This window comes from Nocardia sp. NPDC060255 (genome assembly GCF_042727395.1).
Lineage (GTDB): Bacteria > Actinomycetota > Actinomycetes > Mycobacteriales > Mycobacteriaceae > Nocardia.
In genome coordinates this window covers 1-16267 of record NZ_JBHXAU010000053.1, presented here as the reverse complement: position 1 = coordinate 16267, position 16267 = coordinate 1, and the positions used below count along the sequence as shown (strand labels likewise).

Here is a 16267-nt window from a genome sequence, read left to right as displayed (position 1 = left end):
CTTGAACGCCTTCGCTATCACCTTCGAAGGCCGCATCACGCCGAGTAGTAACTAACCGATGCCAGGGCAGATCCACCGTTAATCTGACACTCCCTACCCGTCCAAGGGAAATGACCGAGTAGTGCTGAGCACGTCAGGTGGGGTACCCGGCTTTAGTTATCGGTCAGGCGCGCGATGTCGCGTTCCCGAGGTGGTCATCTGGCTGTGGTTACGTTGAGAGAGCTTGATACCCAGCGAATCTCGGCTTCCCGAGGGGGTGAAACCACTGCCGCGCCCCCACTAGGTCAGCTGCACACCCAGTACAGGCGGTGTCGGGCTGACACTGGGGGTGTCAGGCTGGCACTGGGGGTGTCGGGCTGGCACTGGGGGTGTCGGGCTGGCACTGGGGGTGTACGCATGGGTTCTCGCATGGTGATCTGGTCGTGATTGCGATCCACGAACTCCAGCGTGCTGAAACCCGTTGGCGGGGAAGGGGCTCACAGAGCGTGCATACCCTTCACAAGCGCTCTACACGCTGTGAGGGGTATGCACGCTCTGTGGGTCCGGTGTCTACGGACCGGAAAGGCGTCGATCAGCGCCACCGTGGCCGGTTCGGACCGAATTGCTCGGGATCTGCACTGGCTCTCGGGATCTGCACTCGGAATAGAGCCCTAGAGTCGGTGCCGATCCCGAGTGAGGGTGCAGATTTGGCGCGCGGGTCGTGGTTGGCCCTGGGGTTGGCTACTCCGGGGCGTTCGTGGTGACCTGGTGTGATGACCGGGCTGTGGTTGTGGCCTGCGCGTTCGATATGCAGCGAATCTCAGCTCCGAGGTGGTGAAGCTACAAAGCCGTGCCCCGTTGTGTCAGCTGCGCATCCGGTACAGCGACGCGGGCTGACAGCGAGGGTGTACGGATGGGTTCTCGCGTGGCGATCTGGCCGTAGTTGCGGCCCGGGAGCTCCCGTGTGGTGAACCCGTTGGTGTGGAGTGGGTTTCACAGAGCATGCCAACCCTTCACAAGGGCTCTACACGCTGTGAAGGGTAGGCACGCTCTGTGGGTTCGGTGTCTACGGGCCAGAGAAACGTCGATCAGCGCCACCGTGGCCGGTTCGGACCGAATTGCTCGGGATCTGCACTGGCTCTTGGGATCTGCACTCGAAATAGGGCCCTAGAGTCGGTGCAGATCCCGAGTGGGAGTGCAGATCTGCGGAGGGTGTACGAACGGGTTCTGGCGTGACGGCGTGGCCACGGTTGCGGCCCACGAGCTCCGGCGTGCTGGAACCCGTTGGTGTGAACGGAGTTTCACAGAGCGTGCATACCCTTCACAAGGTATCCACACGCTGTGAGGGGTATGCACGCTCTGTGGGCTCGGTGTCTACGGGCCGGAGAGGCGTCGATCAGCGCCGCCGTGGCGGGCTCGAGCCGGATTGCTCGGGATCTGCACTGGCTCTCGGGACCTGCACTCGAAATAGGGCCCTAGAGACGGTGCAGATCCCAAGTGAGAGTGCGGATTTGGTGCGCGGGGTGGGTTAGCTGTGGGGGTGGGGGACGCCGGGGCGGTCGCGGTGGACGAGGCCGTGGGACTCGTCGCAGTGTTCTTCCAGGACCGGGAGTAGGCGGTCGGCGGTGGGGCCGGCGGCGGTGGAGACCAGTTGGGAGTGGTCTACCTGGAGGGTGGTGTGGGTGATTTCGTAGTCGTGGTCGAGGAGGCGTTCGATCTGTTGGCGTAGACCGTGGCAGTCGGCGCCGGGTTGGACGAGGACGTGGGCGGAGAGGGCCACGTTGCCGGAGGTGATCTGCCAGACGTGCAGGTCGTGCACCTCGTCGATGCCGGGCATTTCGACCAGGCGGCGGCCGAGGGCGTCCGGGTCGACGCCGGCCGGTGCGGCTTCCAAGAAGATGCGGCCGGATTCGCGGACCAGGCCGAGGCCCGCCTTCACCATCAGGACGACGACGACCAGCGTAGCGATCGCGTCGGCGCGGGCGAATCCGGTCACCAGCACGACGACGCCCGCGACGGCGGTTGCGATGAAGCCGTACAGATCGTTTAGCACGTGCTGGAACGCACCCTCCACATTCAAGCTGGAGCGGTTCGCCTTGCTGATCGCCCACGCCGCAGCCACATTCACCACGATGCCGACCAGCGCGGTGGCGACCACCAGGCCACCGGTCACCTCCGGCGGATCGAGCAGCCGTCGAATGGCCTCGTAGGTCAGCCAGCCCGCGAGCACCAGCAGCGTGATGCCGTTGGCCTGTGCCGACAGGATCTCGGCACGCTTGAAGCCATAGGTGTATTTGCCCCGTGCCGGGCGAGCGGCGAGCCGGATCGCGGTGAGCGCCAGCACGATCGACGCCGCGTCGGTCAGCATGTGGGCCGCGTCGGAGAGCAGGGCCAGCGAATTCGCCAGCAGGCCGATGACGACCTCGACCATCATGAACCCGGCGATCAGCGCCAGCGCGACCGTCAGCCAGCGACGATCGGCATCACCGGACACACCGTGTGAGTGTGCGCCGTGGCCGCCGCCATGGCTGTGTCCGTGCTCGTGTTCATGTCCCATTAGCCGCCCGCTTTCGTCACCGCCATGTATGCGCATATCTGCATCTGTGCGACCACCTTAGCTCACCCTATGCCGACCGCAACCTACTACATGGGATGACCTGGATCACAGCGTTGCGGTCGGCGAGTGTGTCAGCTGTAGAGCCCCTTCGCGAGCACCGGCCAGGAGGCGACAAACGCGTCCTGCCAGTAGCCCCAGGAGTGCGTGCCGGTCGGGGTGAAGTCGAAAGTGGCGGGGATACCCAGCTGGTCGAGCCGGTATTGCAGGTTCGCCGAGCACAACCGGATGCCCGCCTCGATCGCGCCACCGACCGCCAGCTGATCGGCCCACTGCGAAACGCCGGGCTTGATCTGGAACGGCCCGTCGAGGGTGTCGTGCGCACCGGGCAGACCGCTGCCGCTGGACACGAACAGGTTCACGCCGCGCAGTTTGTCCGCGTGCACCAGCGGATCGTTGGCCACCCACTGCGGATCGTCGGGCGGGCCCCACATGTTGGCCACGGTGCCGCCGCCGCGCTCCACCGTCATCTGCACGAACGCCTGGCCGATCGGATCACTGGTCTGCGCGCATCCGCTGTAGGAAGCGACGCTGCGATACAGCTCCGGTTTCGCGATCGACAGCGCCAGCACCGAGGTACCCGCCATTGAGAGCCCGGCGATCGCATTCACCTTGTCGGTGCCGAGCGCGGCATCGATCAGCGGCGGCAACTCCTCGGTGAGGTAGGTCTTCCACTTGTTGGGCCCGAGGACCGGATCATCCTTGATCCAGTCCGTGTAGTAGCTGAACTGACCGCCGACCGGCTGGACCACGTTGATGTTCTTGTCCGACAGGAAGTCGAGCACATTGGTGCGCAACTGCCAGCTGGCGTCGTCGACACCGCCGCCCGCGCCGTTCAGCAGATACAACGTCGGCCTGGCCTGGGACGTATCGGCGGGCCGCTGAATGTCGACCGGGAAGGTCGCACCCTCCATCGCCGTCGACCGCACCCAGATCCGAATGTTGCGCCCATCGGGTTCCTCGACCCGCGCGATCACCGACCCGTCGGATGCGGCGGGCGTATCAACCCACTGCGCACTCGATGCCGTCGCCTGCGCCGGCGCGCCGGCCGCGACACCCACACCGAGGCCCAGCGACGCCGCGAGCACTACCGCCCGAGCCCGAACCACCCACATCGATCTGCGATCCACGAACACACTCCAAAAACCCCGACCCTCACGGCTTCCAACTCATGCACAACTCCCCCACCGTGTCGGTCATTTACCCAGGTCCGTTACTGGATGTTCGCTGGGACACAGCAAAGCGGCGCCCCGGTGCACTGCCGCCCGAGGGCCACAGCGTGTTCGACGCAGGACCGCCTGGCCGCTGGCAACGATGCGCCCAGGACCCTCCCACGAGCGCCGACCCACTTCACGCATCTGCACGGTACTGATCTCGCTACGTACCCATCGCTCGACAATTTTCCCGTTCCCGGCGGTGCTGCAGGACGTCTCGATCAGCGCGGAGAAGGCGACGTCGGCGGCCGCCGTGGAATCGGCCCTGCGCACCGCGGCGGCCACCTCCTCGCAGACTTCGCCGTGTTCGACGTCTACGAGGGCACCCAAGCAAGCGAGGGCCGCAAGTCCCGCACCTGCGGTCCGCAATTCCGCGCCACCGACCGCCCCCTGACGGAAGACGAAGCCAGCACCGCCCGCGCCGCCGCAGTAGTGGCAGCCGCCGACGCCGCCGGCGCAGTCCTACGCGGATAGTCGCCGCCGCGCACGAATCCCCCTGCCGCGCAGGAAATAGCCAGCGATATCGTGCGCGGCAGGACAACACGTGCACGGCGGAGCAGTACATGCGCAGCGAGGCCCCACCTCCGGCTGAACGCAGCCGCGCACCGATTGGCCTGTGGCGCACGAGTTTTGCCGACGGCGCACGAGTTTTGCCGACGGCGCACGAATCAGCGGGCGACTTTGTGCGCCGCGAGACAGAACGTGCGCGACAACATTCGCCATACGCGGTCAGGACCCGAAGGCGAACACTCGGCCACCGACCGCACCCTGACGGAAGACGAAGCCAGCACCGCCCGCGCCGCCGCGGCGGCCGTAGACGCAGTCCTACGCGGATGTCGTCCGCCGCGCACGAATCACCCTGCCGCGCAAGAAATAACCAGCGATTTCGTGCGCGGCAGGACAACACGTGCGCGGCGGAACAGTACATGACAGCGCGACCCCGCCTCCAGCTGAACGCAGCCGCACACCGATTAGCCTGTGGCACAAGAGTTTTTCAGGCGGCGCACGAATCAGCAGGCGATTTCGTGCGCCGCGAGACAGAACGTGCGCGGCGACATTCGGCATACGCGGTCGGGCCCCGAAGGCGAACACTCTCGCCGCCACCGACCGCACCCTGACGGAAGACGAAGCCAGCACCGCCCACGCCGCCGCAGCGGCCGTAGACGCAGTCCTACACGAATAGTCATCCGGCGTGCATCAATCGCCCTGCCGCGCGAGGAAATAGCCAGCGATTTCGTGCGTGGCAGGACAGCATGTGCGTGGCGGAGCAGTGCACGCGCAGCGCGACCCTGCCTCCAGCTGAACACAGACGCGCACCGATTGGCCTGCAGCCCACGAGTTTGCCCGCTGCGCGCGACTTCGTGCGCCGCGAGACGGAACGTGCGCGGCGACATTCGGCATACGCGGTCAGGACCCGAAGGCGAACACTCAGCCACCGACCGCACTCTGACGGAGGACGAAGCCGGCACCGACCGCGCCGCTGCAGTCGCCGTAGACACCCGCCGCGCACGAATCACCCTGCCGCGCGCGAATCAGCGGGCGACTTCATGCGCGGCAGGACAAAACGCGCACAGCGGAGCAGTACATGCGCAGCGCGGCCCCGCCTCCAGCTGAACGCAACCGCGCACTGATTGGCCTGTGGCGCACGAGTTTTGCCGACAGCGCGCGAATCAGCGGGCGATTTCTTGCGCGGCGGGACAGAACGTGCGCAGCGACATTCGGCATACGCGGTCAGGACCCGAAGGCGAACACTCTCGCCGCCACCGACCGATCCTGATGGAAGACGAAGCAGCGCCGCTCGCGGCGCCGCCGTAGGCGCAGTCCTACGCGGATGTCGTCCGCCGCGCACGAATCACCCTGCCGCGCAAGAAATAGCCAGCGATTTCGTGCGCGACAGGACAACACGTGCGCGGCGGAACAGTACATGACAGCGCGACCCCGCCTCCAGCTGAACGCAACCGCACACCGATTAGCCTGTGGCACAAGAGTTTTTCAGGCGGCGCACGAATCAGCGGGCGATTTCGTGCGCCGCGAGACAGAACGTGCGCGACAATATTCGGCATACGCGATCAGGACCCGAAGGCGAACACTCTCACCGCCACCGACCGCACCCTGACCGAGGACGAGCCGAGCACCGACCGCGCCGCCGCCGCGGCCGTAGACGCAGGCCTACACGAATAGTCGCCCGCCGCGCACGAATCACCCTGCTGCGCAAGAAATAACCAGCGACTTCGTGCGCGGCAGGACAACATGTGCACGGCGGAGCAGTGCATGCACAGCGCGACCCTGCCTCCAGCTGAACGCAGACGCGCACCGACTCGCCTGCGACCCACGAATTTGCCCGCTGCGCGCGAATCAGCGGGCGATTTCTTGCGCGGCGGGACAGAACGTGCGCGACAACATTCGGCATACGCGGTCAGGACCCGAAGACGAACACTCTCGCCGCCGCCGACCGCACCCTGACGGAGGACGAAGCCAGCACCGACCGCGCCGCTGCAGTCGCCGTAGACGCCCGCCGCGCACGAATCACCCTGCTGCGCAAGAAATAACCAGCGATTTCGTGCGCAGCAGGACAGCATGTGCGCGGCGGAGCAGTGCATGCGCAGCGCGGTCCTGCCTCCAGCTCAACGCAGACGCGCACCGACTCGCCTGCGGCCCACGAATTTGCCCGCTGCGCGCGAATCAGCGGGCGATTTCTTGCGCGGCGGGACCGAACGTGCGCGGCGACATTCGGCATACGCGGTCAGGACCCGAAGGCGAACACTCTCATCGCCACCGACCGCACCCTGACGGAAGACGAAGCAGCGCCGCTCGCGCCGCCGCGGCGGCCGTAGACGCAGTCCTACGCGGATAGTCGCGGAACAGTGCATAGCAGCGCGACCCCGCCTCCGGCTGAACGCAGCCGCGCACTGCTTGGCCTGTGGCGCACGAATTTGCCCGCCGCGCACGAATCAGCAGGCGATTTCATGCGCGGCTGGACAGCATGTGCGCGGCCGAGCAGTACATGCGCAGCGCGGCCCCGCCTCCGGCTGAACGCGGCCGCGCACAGATTGGGCTGCGGCGCACGAGTTTGCCGGCGGCGTACGAATCAGCGGGCGATTTCTTGCGCGGCGGGACCGAACGTGCGCGGCGACATTTGGCATACGCGGTCAGGACCCGAAGGCGAACACTCTCGCCGCCAGCAACCGCACCCTGACGAAGGACGAGGCCAGCACCGCCGCGCCGCCGCCACGGCCGTAGGCGCAGCCCTACGCGGATGTCACCCGCCGCGCACGAATCACCCTGCCGCGCGCGAATCAGCGGGCGATTTCGTGCGCGGCAGGACAGCATGTGCGCGGCGGAGCAGTGCATGCGCAGCGCGGCCCTGCCTCCGGCTGAATGCGGCCGCGCATTGATTAGCCTGCGGCGCACGAGTTTGCCGGCGGCGTAGGAATCAGTGGGCGATTTCTTGCGCGGTGGGGCAGAACGTGCGCGGCGACGGGCGGCATGCGCGGTCAGGCGGGGGAGGCGGAGCCCATGCAGCCTCCGTGGTGGCATGCGAGCCCGCAGGGTCGCCTGAACGCGGTACGAGCCAAGTCGCGCTCAGGCGCCCCTCCGGCGGGCGATCGGGGGATCGCCCTGGCTCAGCGCGCTCCCTCGGCGCCGCGCCGTGCGACCGAGTCGATGGCGACCGAGATCGCGAGCACGGCGCCGGTGACCATGAAGCGCACCGAGGAGTCCACGTTGAGTAGCAGCATTCCGTTCGTAATCGATTGGATGACAAGGATTCCCAGCAGCGCGGCGTAGGCGCGGCCGCGGCCGCCGAACAGGCTGGTGCCACCGATGACGGCGGCGGCGATCGCGTTGAGCAGGATGTCGCTGCCGCCGGAACTCTGGTTGACCGCGACCAGCCGGGAGGCGGCGAGGATGCCGCCGATGGTGGCCAGCGCGGAGCAGCCGACGAAGGCGTAGATGCGGATCGCGGTGACATTGATGCCCGCCCGGCGGGCCGCCTCGGCATTGCCGCCGACCGCGTACATGCGGCGGCCGAAAACGGTGCGCCGCAGGATCAGATCCAGACCGAGGACGAGTCCGCCGAAGATCACCAGGGTCAGCGGCACACCGCGATCGGAATTCAGCACTACGACGGTGAGGCCGAGCAGCAGGGCGAGTCCGCCCGACCGCACCACGATCCAGACCGGCGCCGTGGCGTCGAGACCCGCGTGCACCCGTTGATGCCGAGTGATCAGACTCGCGACAAGGTGTCCGCCAGCGAGCAGCACCACAAGCAACCAGCCGAGCACGGCGGGCAGCCAGGTGTCGCTGATGGTGGCGATGCCCCGGTCGAACGGCAGGTTGACGGTGCCTTCCTTGCCGAGCAGATACAGCATCATGCCCTGCCAGCCGATCAGCCCGGCCAGCGTCACGACGAACGACGGCATGCTCAGCATCGTCCGCATCAGTCCGTGCAGCAGGCCGATCGCGGCACCGACAGCGACGGCGGCGAGCACCGCGAGTATGACGTTCCAGCCGTGCCGCACGTAGAGCAGTGTCATGACCACGGCCGTCAACCCGCTGACCGAGCCTGCGGAGAGGTCGATCTCGCCGAGTAGCAGCACCAGCACGATGCCGAGCGCGATGGTTCCGGTCGCGGCCATCTGCAGGGCCAGGTTGGTGAGGTTTTCCGGGGACAGGAAATGGGCGTTGAGCCGGTAGAACACGATGCCGATGATGACCAGGCCGATGGCCACCGGTACCGATCCGACCTCGCCGCGACGTAGCCGATCCATTGCGGCGTCGGCTAATCCACGCCCTTGGTTTCCCTGCCAGACAGGTCTTTTCATAACTACGTCACTCATGACTGCACCTCGCTGGCGCTCGGTTCCGTCATGTGCGACGCACGCTGTGACATGATTCGTTCGCTTCGCTCTCTCATGCGGCCGCTCCCGTGATCGCTGCCACGATATCTTCTTGAGTCGCTTTAGCGGTCTCGAACTCTCCTGCATTCCGGCCGAGCCGCAATACCACCACTCGGTCGCTGACCGAGCGCACATCGACCAGGTTGTGCGAAATCAACAGCACGCCGAGCCCGCGCTCGCGCAATCGGCCGATCAACGCCAGTACCTGTGCGGTCTGTTCGACGCCGAGTGCGGCGGTCGGCTCGTCCAGAATCACCATCCGCGGCCGTCCGAGCAGCGCCCGCGCGATGGCGACCGACTGCCGCTGCCCGCCGGACAGCGAGGACACCGGCGAGCGGACGTCCTTGATCTTCACATCCAGCGAGGCGAGCAGATCGCGGGCGCTGCGCTCCATCTCGATCTCGTCGAGCACGCTGCAGATACTGGTCTCCGCACCGAGATGCAGGTTGGCGACGACGTCGAGGTTGTCGCACAGCGCGAGATCCTGGAACACGGTGGTGATGCCGAGGGCCTGCGCGTCTTGCGGACGGGTGATCCGCACGGACGCACCGGCGAAGACGATCTCGCCCTCGTCGGCCACCGTCACGCCCGAAATCGCCTTCACCAGAGTCGATTTGCCCGCGCCGTTGTCACCGACCAGCGCGACCACCTCACCGGCGTGCACCTCTAGATCCGCACCGTCGAGCGCCTGCACCGCACCGTAGCGCTTGGTCAGCCCGCGCGCCGAGAGAACCGTTGTGGGAGCTGTCATTTGATACCCGCGGCCTGGCACGCCGCCGCCACATCGGGCGTGCAGATATCCGCGACGGTGTATAGGCCGTCCTTGATGATGGTGTCTTTGATGTTGTCCTTGCCGACCGCGATCGCGTCGAGCAGGTACGACGGGATGTCGGTCGCGCCGTTATTGGTTTTCGCAGGTGCCGTGGGCTTTTCGCCCTTCGCGAGGGCCACCGCGAGTTCGGCCGCCTTCTCCGCCTGGGCGCGGTAGTCCAGGTAGATGGTCATGGTCTGCTCGCCGGTCAGAATCCGTTGCACGCCTGCCAATTCCGCGTCCTGCCCGGTGAGCGGCGGCAGCGTCGCGTAACCGGCCCGCTTCAGCGCCGCGATCGCGCCGCCGGCCATGCCGTCGTTGGCCGAGTACACGCCGACGATCGCGTCTTTGCCGAGCGCGGTGATGGCCTGTTCCATCTGCTGCTGCGCCTTGTCGGGAGACCAATCGGGAGTGTCGAATTCGCGCCCGATCTTCACCTTGCCGTCCAGCGCCTCGTGCGCACCCTTCTTGTAGTCGCCCGCGCTGGGGTCGGTCGGCGATCCGTTGATCACCACCAGCTGCCCCTTGTCGGCGGTGCCGCGCTTGTTCAGCTCGGCGAGCAGCGCCTCGCCCTGCACCTTGCCGACCTTCACATTGTCGAAGGACACGTAGTACTCGTAGCTGATGCCGGAGATCAGCCGGTCGTAGGCGACCACCGGAATCTTCTTCTGCCGCGCCGTGTTCACCTGTGGCGCAACGGCATCGGCGTTGACCGCGTCGAAGACGATGACATCGGCGCCCTGGGTGAGCGCGGATTCGAACTGGCCCTGCTGTTTCGCCGCGTCTTGATCGGCGTTGAAGTAGAGCACCTTGCAGTTGCCGCAGAGCTGCTTGACCTTCGCCTCGAACAGCGGGCGATCGAAGGCTTCGTAGCGGGTGGTCTTGGATTCCGGGAGCAGCAGCGCGATCGTCGGGGTGTCGCTGCCCGATTTCGCGTCTTTGGTGCTGTCGCCGGAGCTACAGCCTGCCGCCAGGACGAGTGCGGCCGCCGCCGCGGTGAGGAGCTGAATTCGACGCATGAGGTCACCGTGCCGAGAGGAGAGTGAGAGCGCCCGGTTGAGCGTTGGTAAGAAAGGTAGTTTACTAACACCGAGGTGTCCAGTGGTACGAGCAGGAGGATTGATGAGTAGGGTCGGCAATCCCCAGCTCCTTCGGACGATGAACGAGCGGCTGCTGCTCGACTACCTGCGGCTCAGCGGGCCTGCCTCGCGCGGTGACCTGGCCAAGGCCAGCGGATTGTCGAAACCGACAGTGTCGGCGGCGCTTTCGGGACTGGAGCAGGCCGGGCTGGTGCAGTTGGTCGGGTCACTCAGCGGCAGGCCGGGGCCGACCACCGCACTCTACGACGTGAACGTGCGCGCCGGGGTGGTTGCCGGTATAGACATCGGCCGCAACTGGATTCGCCTGGCCATCGCCGACCTGCGCGGCGATTTCATCGGGCGGCGCGACGTACGCAACTCGGCCCGTTCGGCCGCCGATCTGGTGCGGCGGGTGCGCACGCTGGCGGACGAGGTCGCCGAGGAGTCCGGCGTCGAGTGGTCGGATGTGCACTACGCGGTCATCGGCAGTCCCGGCGTGCTCAATCCGCGCACCGGCCGCCTCGACTACGCCCAGAACCTGCCCGGCTGGGGACGCGCCGGGCTGGTCGGTCAGCTGCGGGACGCGCTCGAGGTCGAATCGACCATCGAGAACGACATCAATCTCGCCGCCGTCGGCGAGCTCACCTTCGGTGCGGGCGCGGGTGTGCGCAACTTCGTGCTCATCTCGGTCGGCACCGGCGTCGGCATGGGCATCGTGATCAACGGCGAGCTGTATGTCGGCAACACCGGTGCGGCGGGCGAGGTTTCGTTCCTGCCCGCCACCGAGGTCGACGCGCCCCCGCTCGATGCCCGCGAGCGCGGAATGACCGAAACCGTCGCCGCCGCAGGCGGAGTCGCACGGGCGGCCGAGCAGGCCGGTCTGGCCGGGGCCTCGGCCAAGGAGATCTTCAGCGCGGCGGCCGCGGGCGACCCGCGCGCCTTGGCGGTGGTCGAGTCCGAGGGACGCCGGATCGGCGCGCTCATCACCGCCGTAGCCGCGATCCTCGACCCGGAACTCGTGGTGCTCAGCGGCGGTATCGGCAACAACCTCGAGTTGCTCGGCGCGGCGATCACGCGCCGGATGGCCGAGCTCGGCCCGCTGCACCCGCGCGTCGTCGCCAGCACGCTCGGCGACGACGGCGTCCTCACCGGCGCGGTCTCCCGCGCGCTCTCCGTCGCCAGGGATCGGCTCTTCGAAAGACGTTCGACCGGACTCTGATTCGGCTCAGCGGGCGCTGAGCGGTGGGCCGTATTGCGGGCCCTTCGGTTCGGCGAAGACGGTCGGGCAGGTGCGGCGCATCCGGTCCATGGAGCCGTTGAGGGAGGTCAGGGCGGCGGTCACCGAGTCGGCGACCGGTTGCGCCGGGCTCCCGTTGTCGAGGACCGCGGCGAAGTCGGACAGCGAATTGTGCAGTTGGCCGCCCGCGTTGGCGACGTCGCGGTAGGCGCTGCCGATGAGCGGGGATCCCATTCCATCGACCACCGGGTTGAGCGTGTTCGACACCTGGTTCGACAACCACATGCCATGGGTTACCCGGGTTTTCACCTCGCCGAGGTCGCCGCGGGACGCGGCCGGGCCGAGGCCGTCGAGTTGTTCGGACAGTTGGCGGAAGGTGTCGCGCAAACCCGCGACGGCCGTGCCGCCGCGGGCACAGTCCGCGGTGTCGGCGTCGGCGACGCGGTTGCGCACCGCATCGTTCGAGCCGGCGCTCGAACACGCGCTGAGCAGCGCGGCGGCGACCAGGAACAGTACGGCCATGGCCGTCACGCCGAGGGAGGCTCTCCCCCGGCGTGACGGCCGCCTGCGTGCGTTATCCAGCATGGGTCAGCACCGTGAGGATCGCGTTCTGCACCGCGGGCACGAAGGCGAGCGTCAAGACGATCGCCATGCCGAACCCGGCTTGCACGTGCCGGTGCCTATTCCACCACCCGATCGGCCCGGTCCGGGGCCGGCCGTTCCACTCGACGCCGGTGGCCGTCGCGACCTCGTTCTGTTCGTAGTAGCCGAACGCGATGGGCGACGATTGGACGTCGAGCAGTCCACCGAGCGGGTCGGTGGCAATGCCACCGGGGCCGATGTTTCGCGAATCGAACATGGTGCCAACCTCTTTCGTGCTGGTCGCGGACTACCCGTCGATGTTGCTGCTCCACGGGAGCATCAGCTCGTCGTAGACGGCCTGGGTGAATTCGCCCTGGCCGACCAGGTCACTGAGGACTGCCGCCGTGACGGCCTGACCGACCACGGTTACCGCGCCGATCGAACCGAACGACTCGAGCAACCCGCCGAGGTCACCCGCGCTGGTCGCCGCTGTCGGGGACACGGCCTGACCGGCGATCATGCCCGCGAGCTGCACGTTGCGGGATCGCCCGAACGCCTTGGCCGTCGCGGTCGCGATGTTCAGCGGATGCGACGCCACCGATTGGGCGTTTGCGCCCATGCCGAGCCCGGCCAGCAGGCCGCTGAGCCCACCCTCCAGGCCCGCGCCGTTGGACAGGGCCGAAACCTTGTCCTGCATCAGCTTTTTCGCCGACGCGTTCAGCTTCTCCCGCTCTTCGGCGGTCAACTGGCCGGAGCGTTCGATGATGCGGACCGCATCCTGCCACTGCGGGCCGTAGAGGTACTCCAGGTGCAGGGTTTCCGTGGTGTTCGTCATGTCTGATCTCCTTGGCTAGAACCGGATGTCTTGACACAGAGCAGGATTCGTCACATCGAAACGCTGACAAGGTGCGCGGCGCGATCGTGCGCCACCGCTTCGGCGGCCCCCTTTCCGGTGTAGGGCAGCTCGGCGAACGCGACCGGCGCGGCCGCAGGCTCGCTCGGCAGCGGGGCGAGTAGTCGCTGCAGCGAGGCCGCCAGCTGCTCCAGGCTCGGATCGTCAGGAATGTCATCGAGGAACTGCGTGCCGGCCGCGGCCGCCCCGCCACCCGAAGCACCGAGCGGCCCATTGCGATCCAGCGCCGCCCGAATGCCGGAGATGATGCCGACCCGCGCGCCCGGCGTGAGCAACACGGCGATCGCGAGGGCGAGCGCCACCGCGGCGGCGGCCCCCAGCGCGGCCAGCGGCGCGCCGATCAACGCGGCGAGCCCGATCAACGGCGCGGCGATCAGCGCCGCCGCACCCACCGCGGCAAACGGTGCCAGCGCCGCCACAGCAGCCGCCGCCAGCGCACCACCGATGAGCAACTTCGGAATCTCGATCAGCGCGAACAGCCCGAGCCCCGCCAGCGGCACACCGACCAGCGCCGCGAACGCACCAGCGGCCAACAGCACCGGAAGGGCAAGCAGCGCAATCGCACCCGCCACGGCAAGCGGCACACCGATGAGAGCGGCCAGCGCGCCACCTGCGAGCAGGACCGGAAGGGCAAGCAGCGCAAGCGCTCCGATCACAGCCAGCGGCACACCGACCAGCGCGACGAGTCCGGCCAACACACCGCCGACCAGGAGCACTGGCAGCGCGAGCAGCGCAAGGGCGCCGAGGGCCAGCGGCAGGCAGATCAGCAGCTTCACCGCGACGAAAGCTGCCGCTAGGGCTGCGAGGGCACCGCCGACCAGAAGCACCGGTATGCCGACAACCGCGGCGAGCGCAGCACCGACCAGCAGGACCGGGAGGGCAATCGCGGCGAGCGCGGCACCGACCACCGCGACTAGCGCGCCGGCCGCCAACAGCGCCGGAATCACCAGCAGCGCAACCACACCCACCGCGGCCAGCGGAACACCGATCAGTGCGGCGAGTCCAACGAGCGCACCGCCGATCAGCACGACCGGCAGCGCCAGCGCACCGAGCACGGCCAGCGGCACGCCGACCACCGCGGCCAGGGCCCCGCCGATCAGCAGCACCGGCAGTGCGAGGAGCGCGAGCGCACCGATCGCGGCCAGCGCCAGCAGCGGCACGATCGCCAGCAGTGCCAGCGGAGCGCCGATCGCGAGAACGCCGAGCACCGCTACGGCGAGTGCCGTTGCCCCGGCGACCGCACCGGCCACGAAGGTCACGGCCAGCGCGGCCAAGCCGGCCAGTGCGAGCAGCGGCACCACCACCAGGGCGAGCAGCGCGAGGACCGGCAGTGCGAGGACCGCGAGCACCGGAATGGCCACTACGGCAAGCGCACCGAGCGCGGCCAGCCCCAGCACCGGCAGCGCGACCACGGCCAGCACCGGCAGCGCGACCAAGGCCAGCGCACCGAGCGCGGCCAGGCCGAGTACCGGCACGGCGAGCAGGGCGAGCACCGGGAGGGCGAGCAGCGCGAGCGCGCCGAGTCCGGCCAACGCGACCAGCGGCGCGAGCACCGCCGCGACGAGGCCGAGCGTGGCAAAGTCGAGCAGCAGGCTGCCGACGAACAGCGTGACCGCGAGCGCGGTCGTCACCGCCACCACCGAGACTCCGATGATCGCCGCCAGCACCGGCAGGCCGACCAGCCCGAACAGCCCGATGCCGACACCGAGCGCCGCGAGGACCAGACCGGCCACCAGCACCGGCGACCAGACCGCGAGCAGCGCGAGCGCAATGATCGGCGACAGCGCCGTCGAGACCACGACCGCGAACGGCCCGAAGATCAAGAACGGCACCGTGAGCACGGCGGCGAGCGCGAACCCGACCACCGCGACCGCAGCCGTGGCGATCACCGCCGCCACGCCGAGCACGGCCGCAATCAGCCAGCCCGCCAACAGGATTGCGCCGAGGCCGACACCGCCGACCGCGAGTGCCGCGATCGCCAGCACCGCCATGACCGCAAACGCGGCGGCCGCGACCGGAATGGTGACCAGCAGCAACGGCGGGAACAGCGCGGACGCGGCGACGAACACACCGAGCGCCAGCACGCCGAAGAACACCCAGGCGGCCACCAGGCCGAGCCCGAGCGCCGCGACGAATCCGCCGAGCAGCGTGCTGACCACGGCCACCGTGCCGATGGTCGCCAGTGTGCCGAGCAACACCGCGCCGAAGAGCAGCGGTATCGCGATCAGCGCGAGCGGCGGGTTGATCACGATCGCCGCGAACGCCGCGAGGGTCAGCATGACGAACGACAGCACCGAGACCACCAGACCGCCCGCGAATACCGTTGCGACAACGGCGAGCGCGAACGCCATCAGACCGAGCACGATGGCACCACCGCCCACCCAGGTCGCCACCACGAACGCCGCGGCGACCGCGCCGATGCCGACCCCCGCGATGATCGAGAAGGCCAGTGCGGCAACCAGAATCAGCGGAATCGCGTACGGCATGGTGACCATGAACGCCAGCGTCGCCAGCAGCGCCGCCCCGGCGAGTGTCGCGATCGCCAACAGCACGGTCCCGGTCAACGCGAACACCGAGAATGCGATCAGGCCGAACCCGCCGAACAACACCGCGAGCCCCAGCGCCGCCGGAATGGCGACCAGCCCGATGAACAGCAGCGGCGCCAACAGTGGCCCGAGCACCGGAACGGCGAAGACCAGCGCGAGGGTGGCGATCAGGCCGCCGACCACCGCGAGCGCGACGCCCGCCGCACCGAGCGCGGCGAACACGATGCCCGCCGCGGCCAGCCCGGCCCAGAACACCGCGGCCGCGACCAGCTGAATCGCGGTGGCCACCACGGCAAACGCGAACAGCACCGCCACCGCGGCACCGGCGACCACCGAGAGCACCAGCAACCCCGCGAGCGCTACCACAGCCAGGAACACGCCGCCCGCGAGCCCG

11 protein-coding genes are annotated in these 16267 nt (G+C 68.1%); 2 read left to right on the top strand and 9 right to left on the bottom strand.

What is annotated here, in order from left to right; translation table 11 throughout:
* Window positions 1-1507: 1507 nt before the first annotated feature.
* Window positions 1508-2536, bottom strand: coding sequence for a cation diffusion facilitator family transporter (locus tag ACFWF1_RS43845; RefSeq protein ID WP_379289788.1), 1029 nt, complete (start codon window positions 2534-2536; stop codon window positions 1508-1510).
* A 131-nt stretch (window positions 2537-2667) separates the two neighbouring features.
* Entirely contained in the window at window positions 2668-3708 is a 1041-nt protein-coding gene (locus ACFWF1_RS43840) for an alpha/beta hydrolase (protein ID WP_379289799.1), read from the bottom strand.
* 402 nt (window positions 3709-4110) lie between these two features.
* On the opposite strand from ACFWF1_RS43840, the gene ACFWF1_RS43835 reads away from it, so the two are divergent.
* Window positions 4111-4281, top strand: a complete 171-nt coding sequence (locus ACFWF1_RS43835; RefSeq protein WP_379289787.1) for a hypothetical protein — start codon at window positions 4111-4113, stop codon at window positions 4279-4281.
* A gap of 3149 nt (window positions 4282-7430) precedes the next feature.
* On the opposite strand, the gene ACFWF1_RS43830 is transcribed toward ACFWF1_RS43835, so the two are convergent.
* The 3 genes from ACFWF1_RS43830 to ACFWF1_RS43820 form a co-directional block, all read right to left on the bottom strand.
* Entirely contained in the window at window positions 7431-8645 is a 1215-nt protein-coding gene (locus tag ACFWF1_RS43830) for a sugar ABC transporter permease (protein WP_379289785.1), read from the bottom strand.
* A gap of 73 nt (window positions 8646-8718) precedes the next feature.
* The gene (locus ACFWF1_RS43825; protein WP_357390809.1) at window positions 8719-9456 is read right to left on the bottom strand and encodes an ATP-binding cassette domain-containing protein; all 738 of its coding nucleotides are present in this window, start codon (window positions 9454-9456) and stop codon (window positions 8719-8721) included.
* The gene (locus ACFWF1_RS43820) at window positions 9453-10535 is read right to left on the bottom strand and encodes a sugar ABC transporter substrate-binding protein (protein WP_379289771.1); all 1083 of its coding nucleotides are present in this window, start codon (window positions 10533-10535) and stop codon (window positions 9453-9455) included. The genes ACFWF1_RS43825 and ACFWF1_RS43820 overlap by 4 nt, the downstream gene beginning before the upstream one ends.
* Window positions 10536-10638: 103 nt before the next feature.
* Between ACFWF1_RS43820 and ACFWF1_RS43815 the strand changes: the two genes are divergently transcribed.
* On the top strand, window positions 10639-11814 hold the full coding sequence (locus tag ACFWF1_RS43815) for an ROK family transcriptional regulator (protein WP_379289770.1): 1176 nt from the start codon (window positions 10639-10641) through the stop codon (window positions 11812-11814).
* Window positions 11815-11820: 6 nt separating this feature from the next.
* Here the strand turns inward: ACFWF1_RS43815 and ACFWF1_RS43810 are convergent, their stop codons facing one another.
* From ACFWF1_RS43810 to ACFWF1_RS43795, 4 genes are all read right to left on the bottom strand, one after another.
* The gene (locus ACFWF1_RS43810) at window positions 11821-12417 is read right to left on the bottom strand and encodes a hypothetical protein (RefSeq protein WP_379289768.1); all 597 of its coding nucleotides are present in this window, start codon (window positions 12415-12417) and stop codon (window positions 11821-11823) included.
* Window positions 12407-12691, bottom strand: coding sequence for a hypothetical protein (locus ACFWF1_RS43805; protein ID WP_379289766.1), 285 nt, complete (start codon window positions 12689-12691; stop codon window positions 12407-12409). The genes ACFWF1_RS43810 and ACFWF1_RS43805 overlap by 11 nt, the downstream gene beginning before the upstream one ends.
* 30 nt (window positions 12692-12721) lie before the next feature.
* Window positions 12722-13249: a hypothetical protein gene (locus ACFWF1_RS43800; RefSeq protein WP_379289764.1), complete on the bottom strand. Its 528-nt coding sequence runs from the start codon at window positions 13247-13249 to the stop codon at window positions 12722-12724.
* A gap of 50 nt (window positions 13250-13299) precedes the next feature.
* Window positions 13300-16267, bottom strand: a 2968-nt coding sequence (locus ACFWF1_RS43795; protein WP_379322286.1) for a hypothetical protein, incomplete at its 5' end; no start/stop codon positions are given.

What these genes read in the sequence shown, in the direction of transcription:
- ACFWF1_RS43820 (WP_379289771.1), bottom strand. Translation starts at nt 10,535, where the DNA reads ATGCGTCGAATTCAGCTCCTCACCGCGGCGGCGGCCGCACTCGTCCTG.
- ACFWF1_RS43825 (WP_357390809.1), bottom strand. Translation starts at nt 9,456, where the DNA reads ATGACAGCTCCCACAACGGTTCTCTCGGCGCGCGGGCTGACCAAGCGC.
- ACFWF1_RS43800 (WP_379289764.1), bottom strand. Translation starts at nt 13,249, where the DNA reads ATGACGAACACCACGGAAACCCTGCACCTGGAGTACCTCTACGGCCCG.
- ACFWF1_RS43810 (WP_379289768.1), bottom strand. Translation starts at nt 12,417, where the DNA reads ATGCTGGATAACGCACGCAGGCGGCCGTCACGCCGGGGGAGAGCCTCC.
- ACFWF1_RS43815 (WP_379289770.1), top strand. Translation starts at nt 10,639, where the DNA reads ATGAGTAGGGTCGGCAATCCCCAGCTCCTTCGGACGATGAACGAGCGG.
- ACFWF1_RS43840 (WP_379289799.1), bottom strand. Translation starts at nt 3,708, where the DNA reads ATGTGGGTGGTTCGGGCTCGGGCGGTAGTGCTCGCGGCGTCGCTGGGC.
- ACFWF1_RS43830 (WP_379289785.1), bottom strand. Translation starts at nt 8,645, where the DNA reads ATGAGTGACGTAGTTATGAAAAGACCTGTCTGGCAGGGAAACCAAGGG.
- ACFWF1_RS43845 (WP_379289788.1), bottom strand. Translation starts at nt 2,536, where the DNA reads ATGGGACATGAACACGAGCACGGACACAGCCATGGCGGCGGCCACGGC.
- ACFWF1_RS43805 (WP_379289766.1), bottom strand. Translation starts at nt 12,691, where the DNA reads ATGTTCGATTCGCGAAACATCGGCCCCGGTGGCATTGCCACCGACCCG.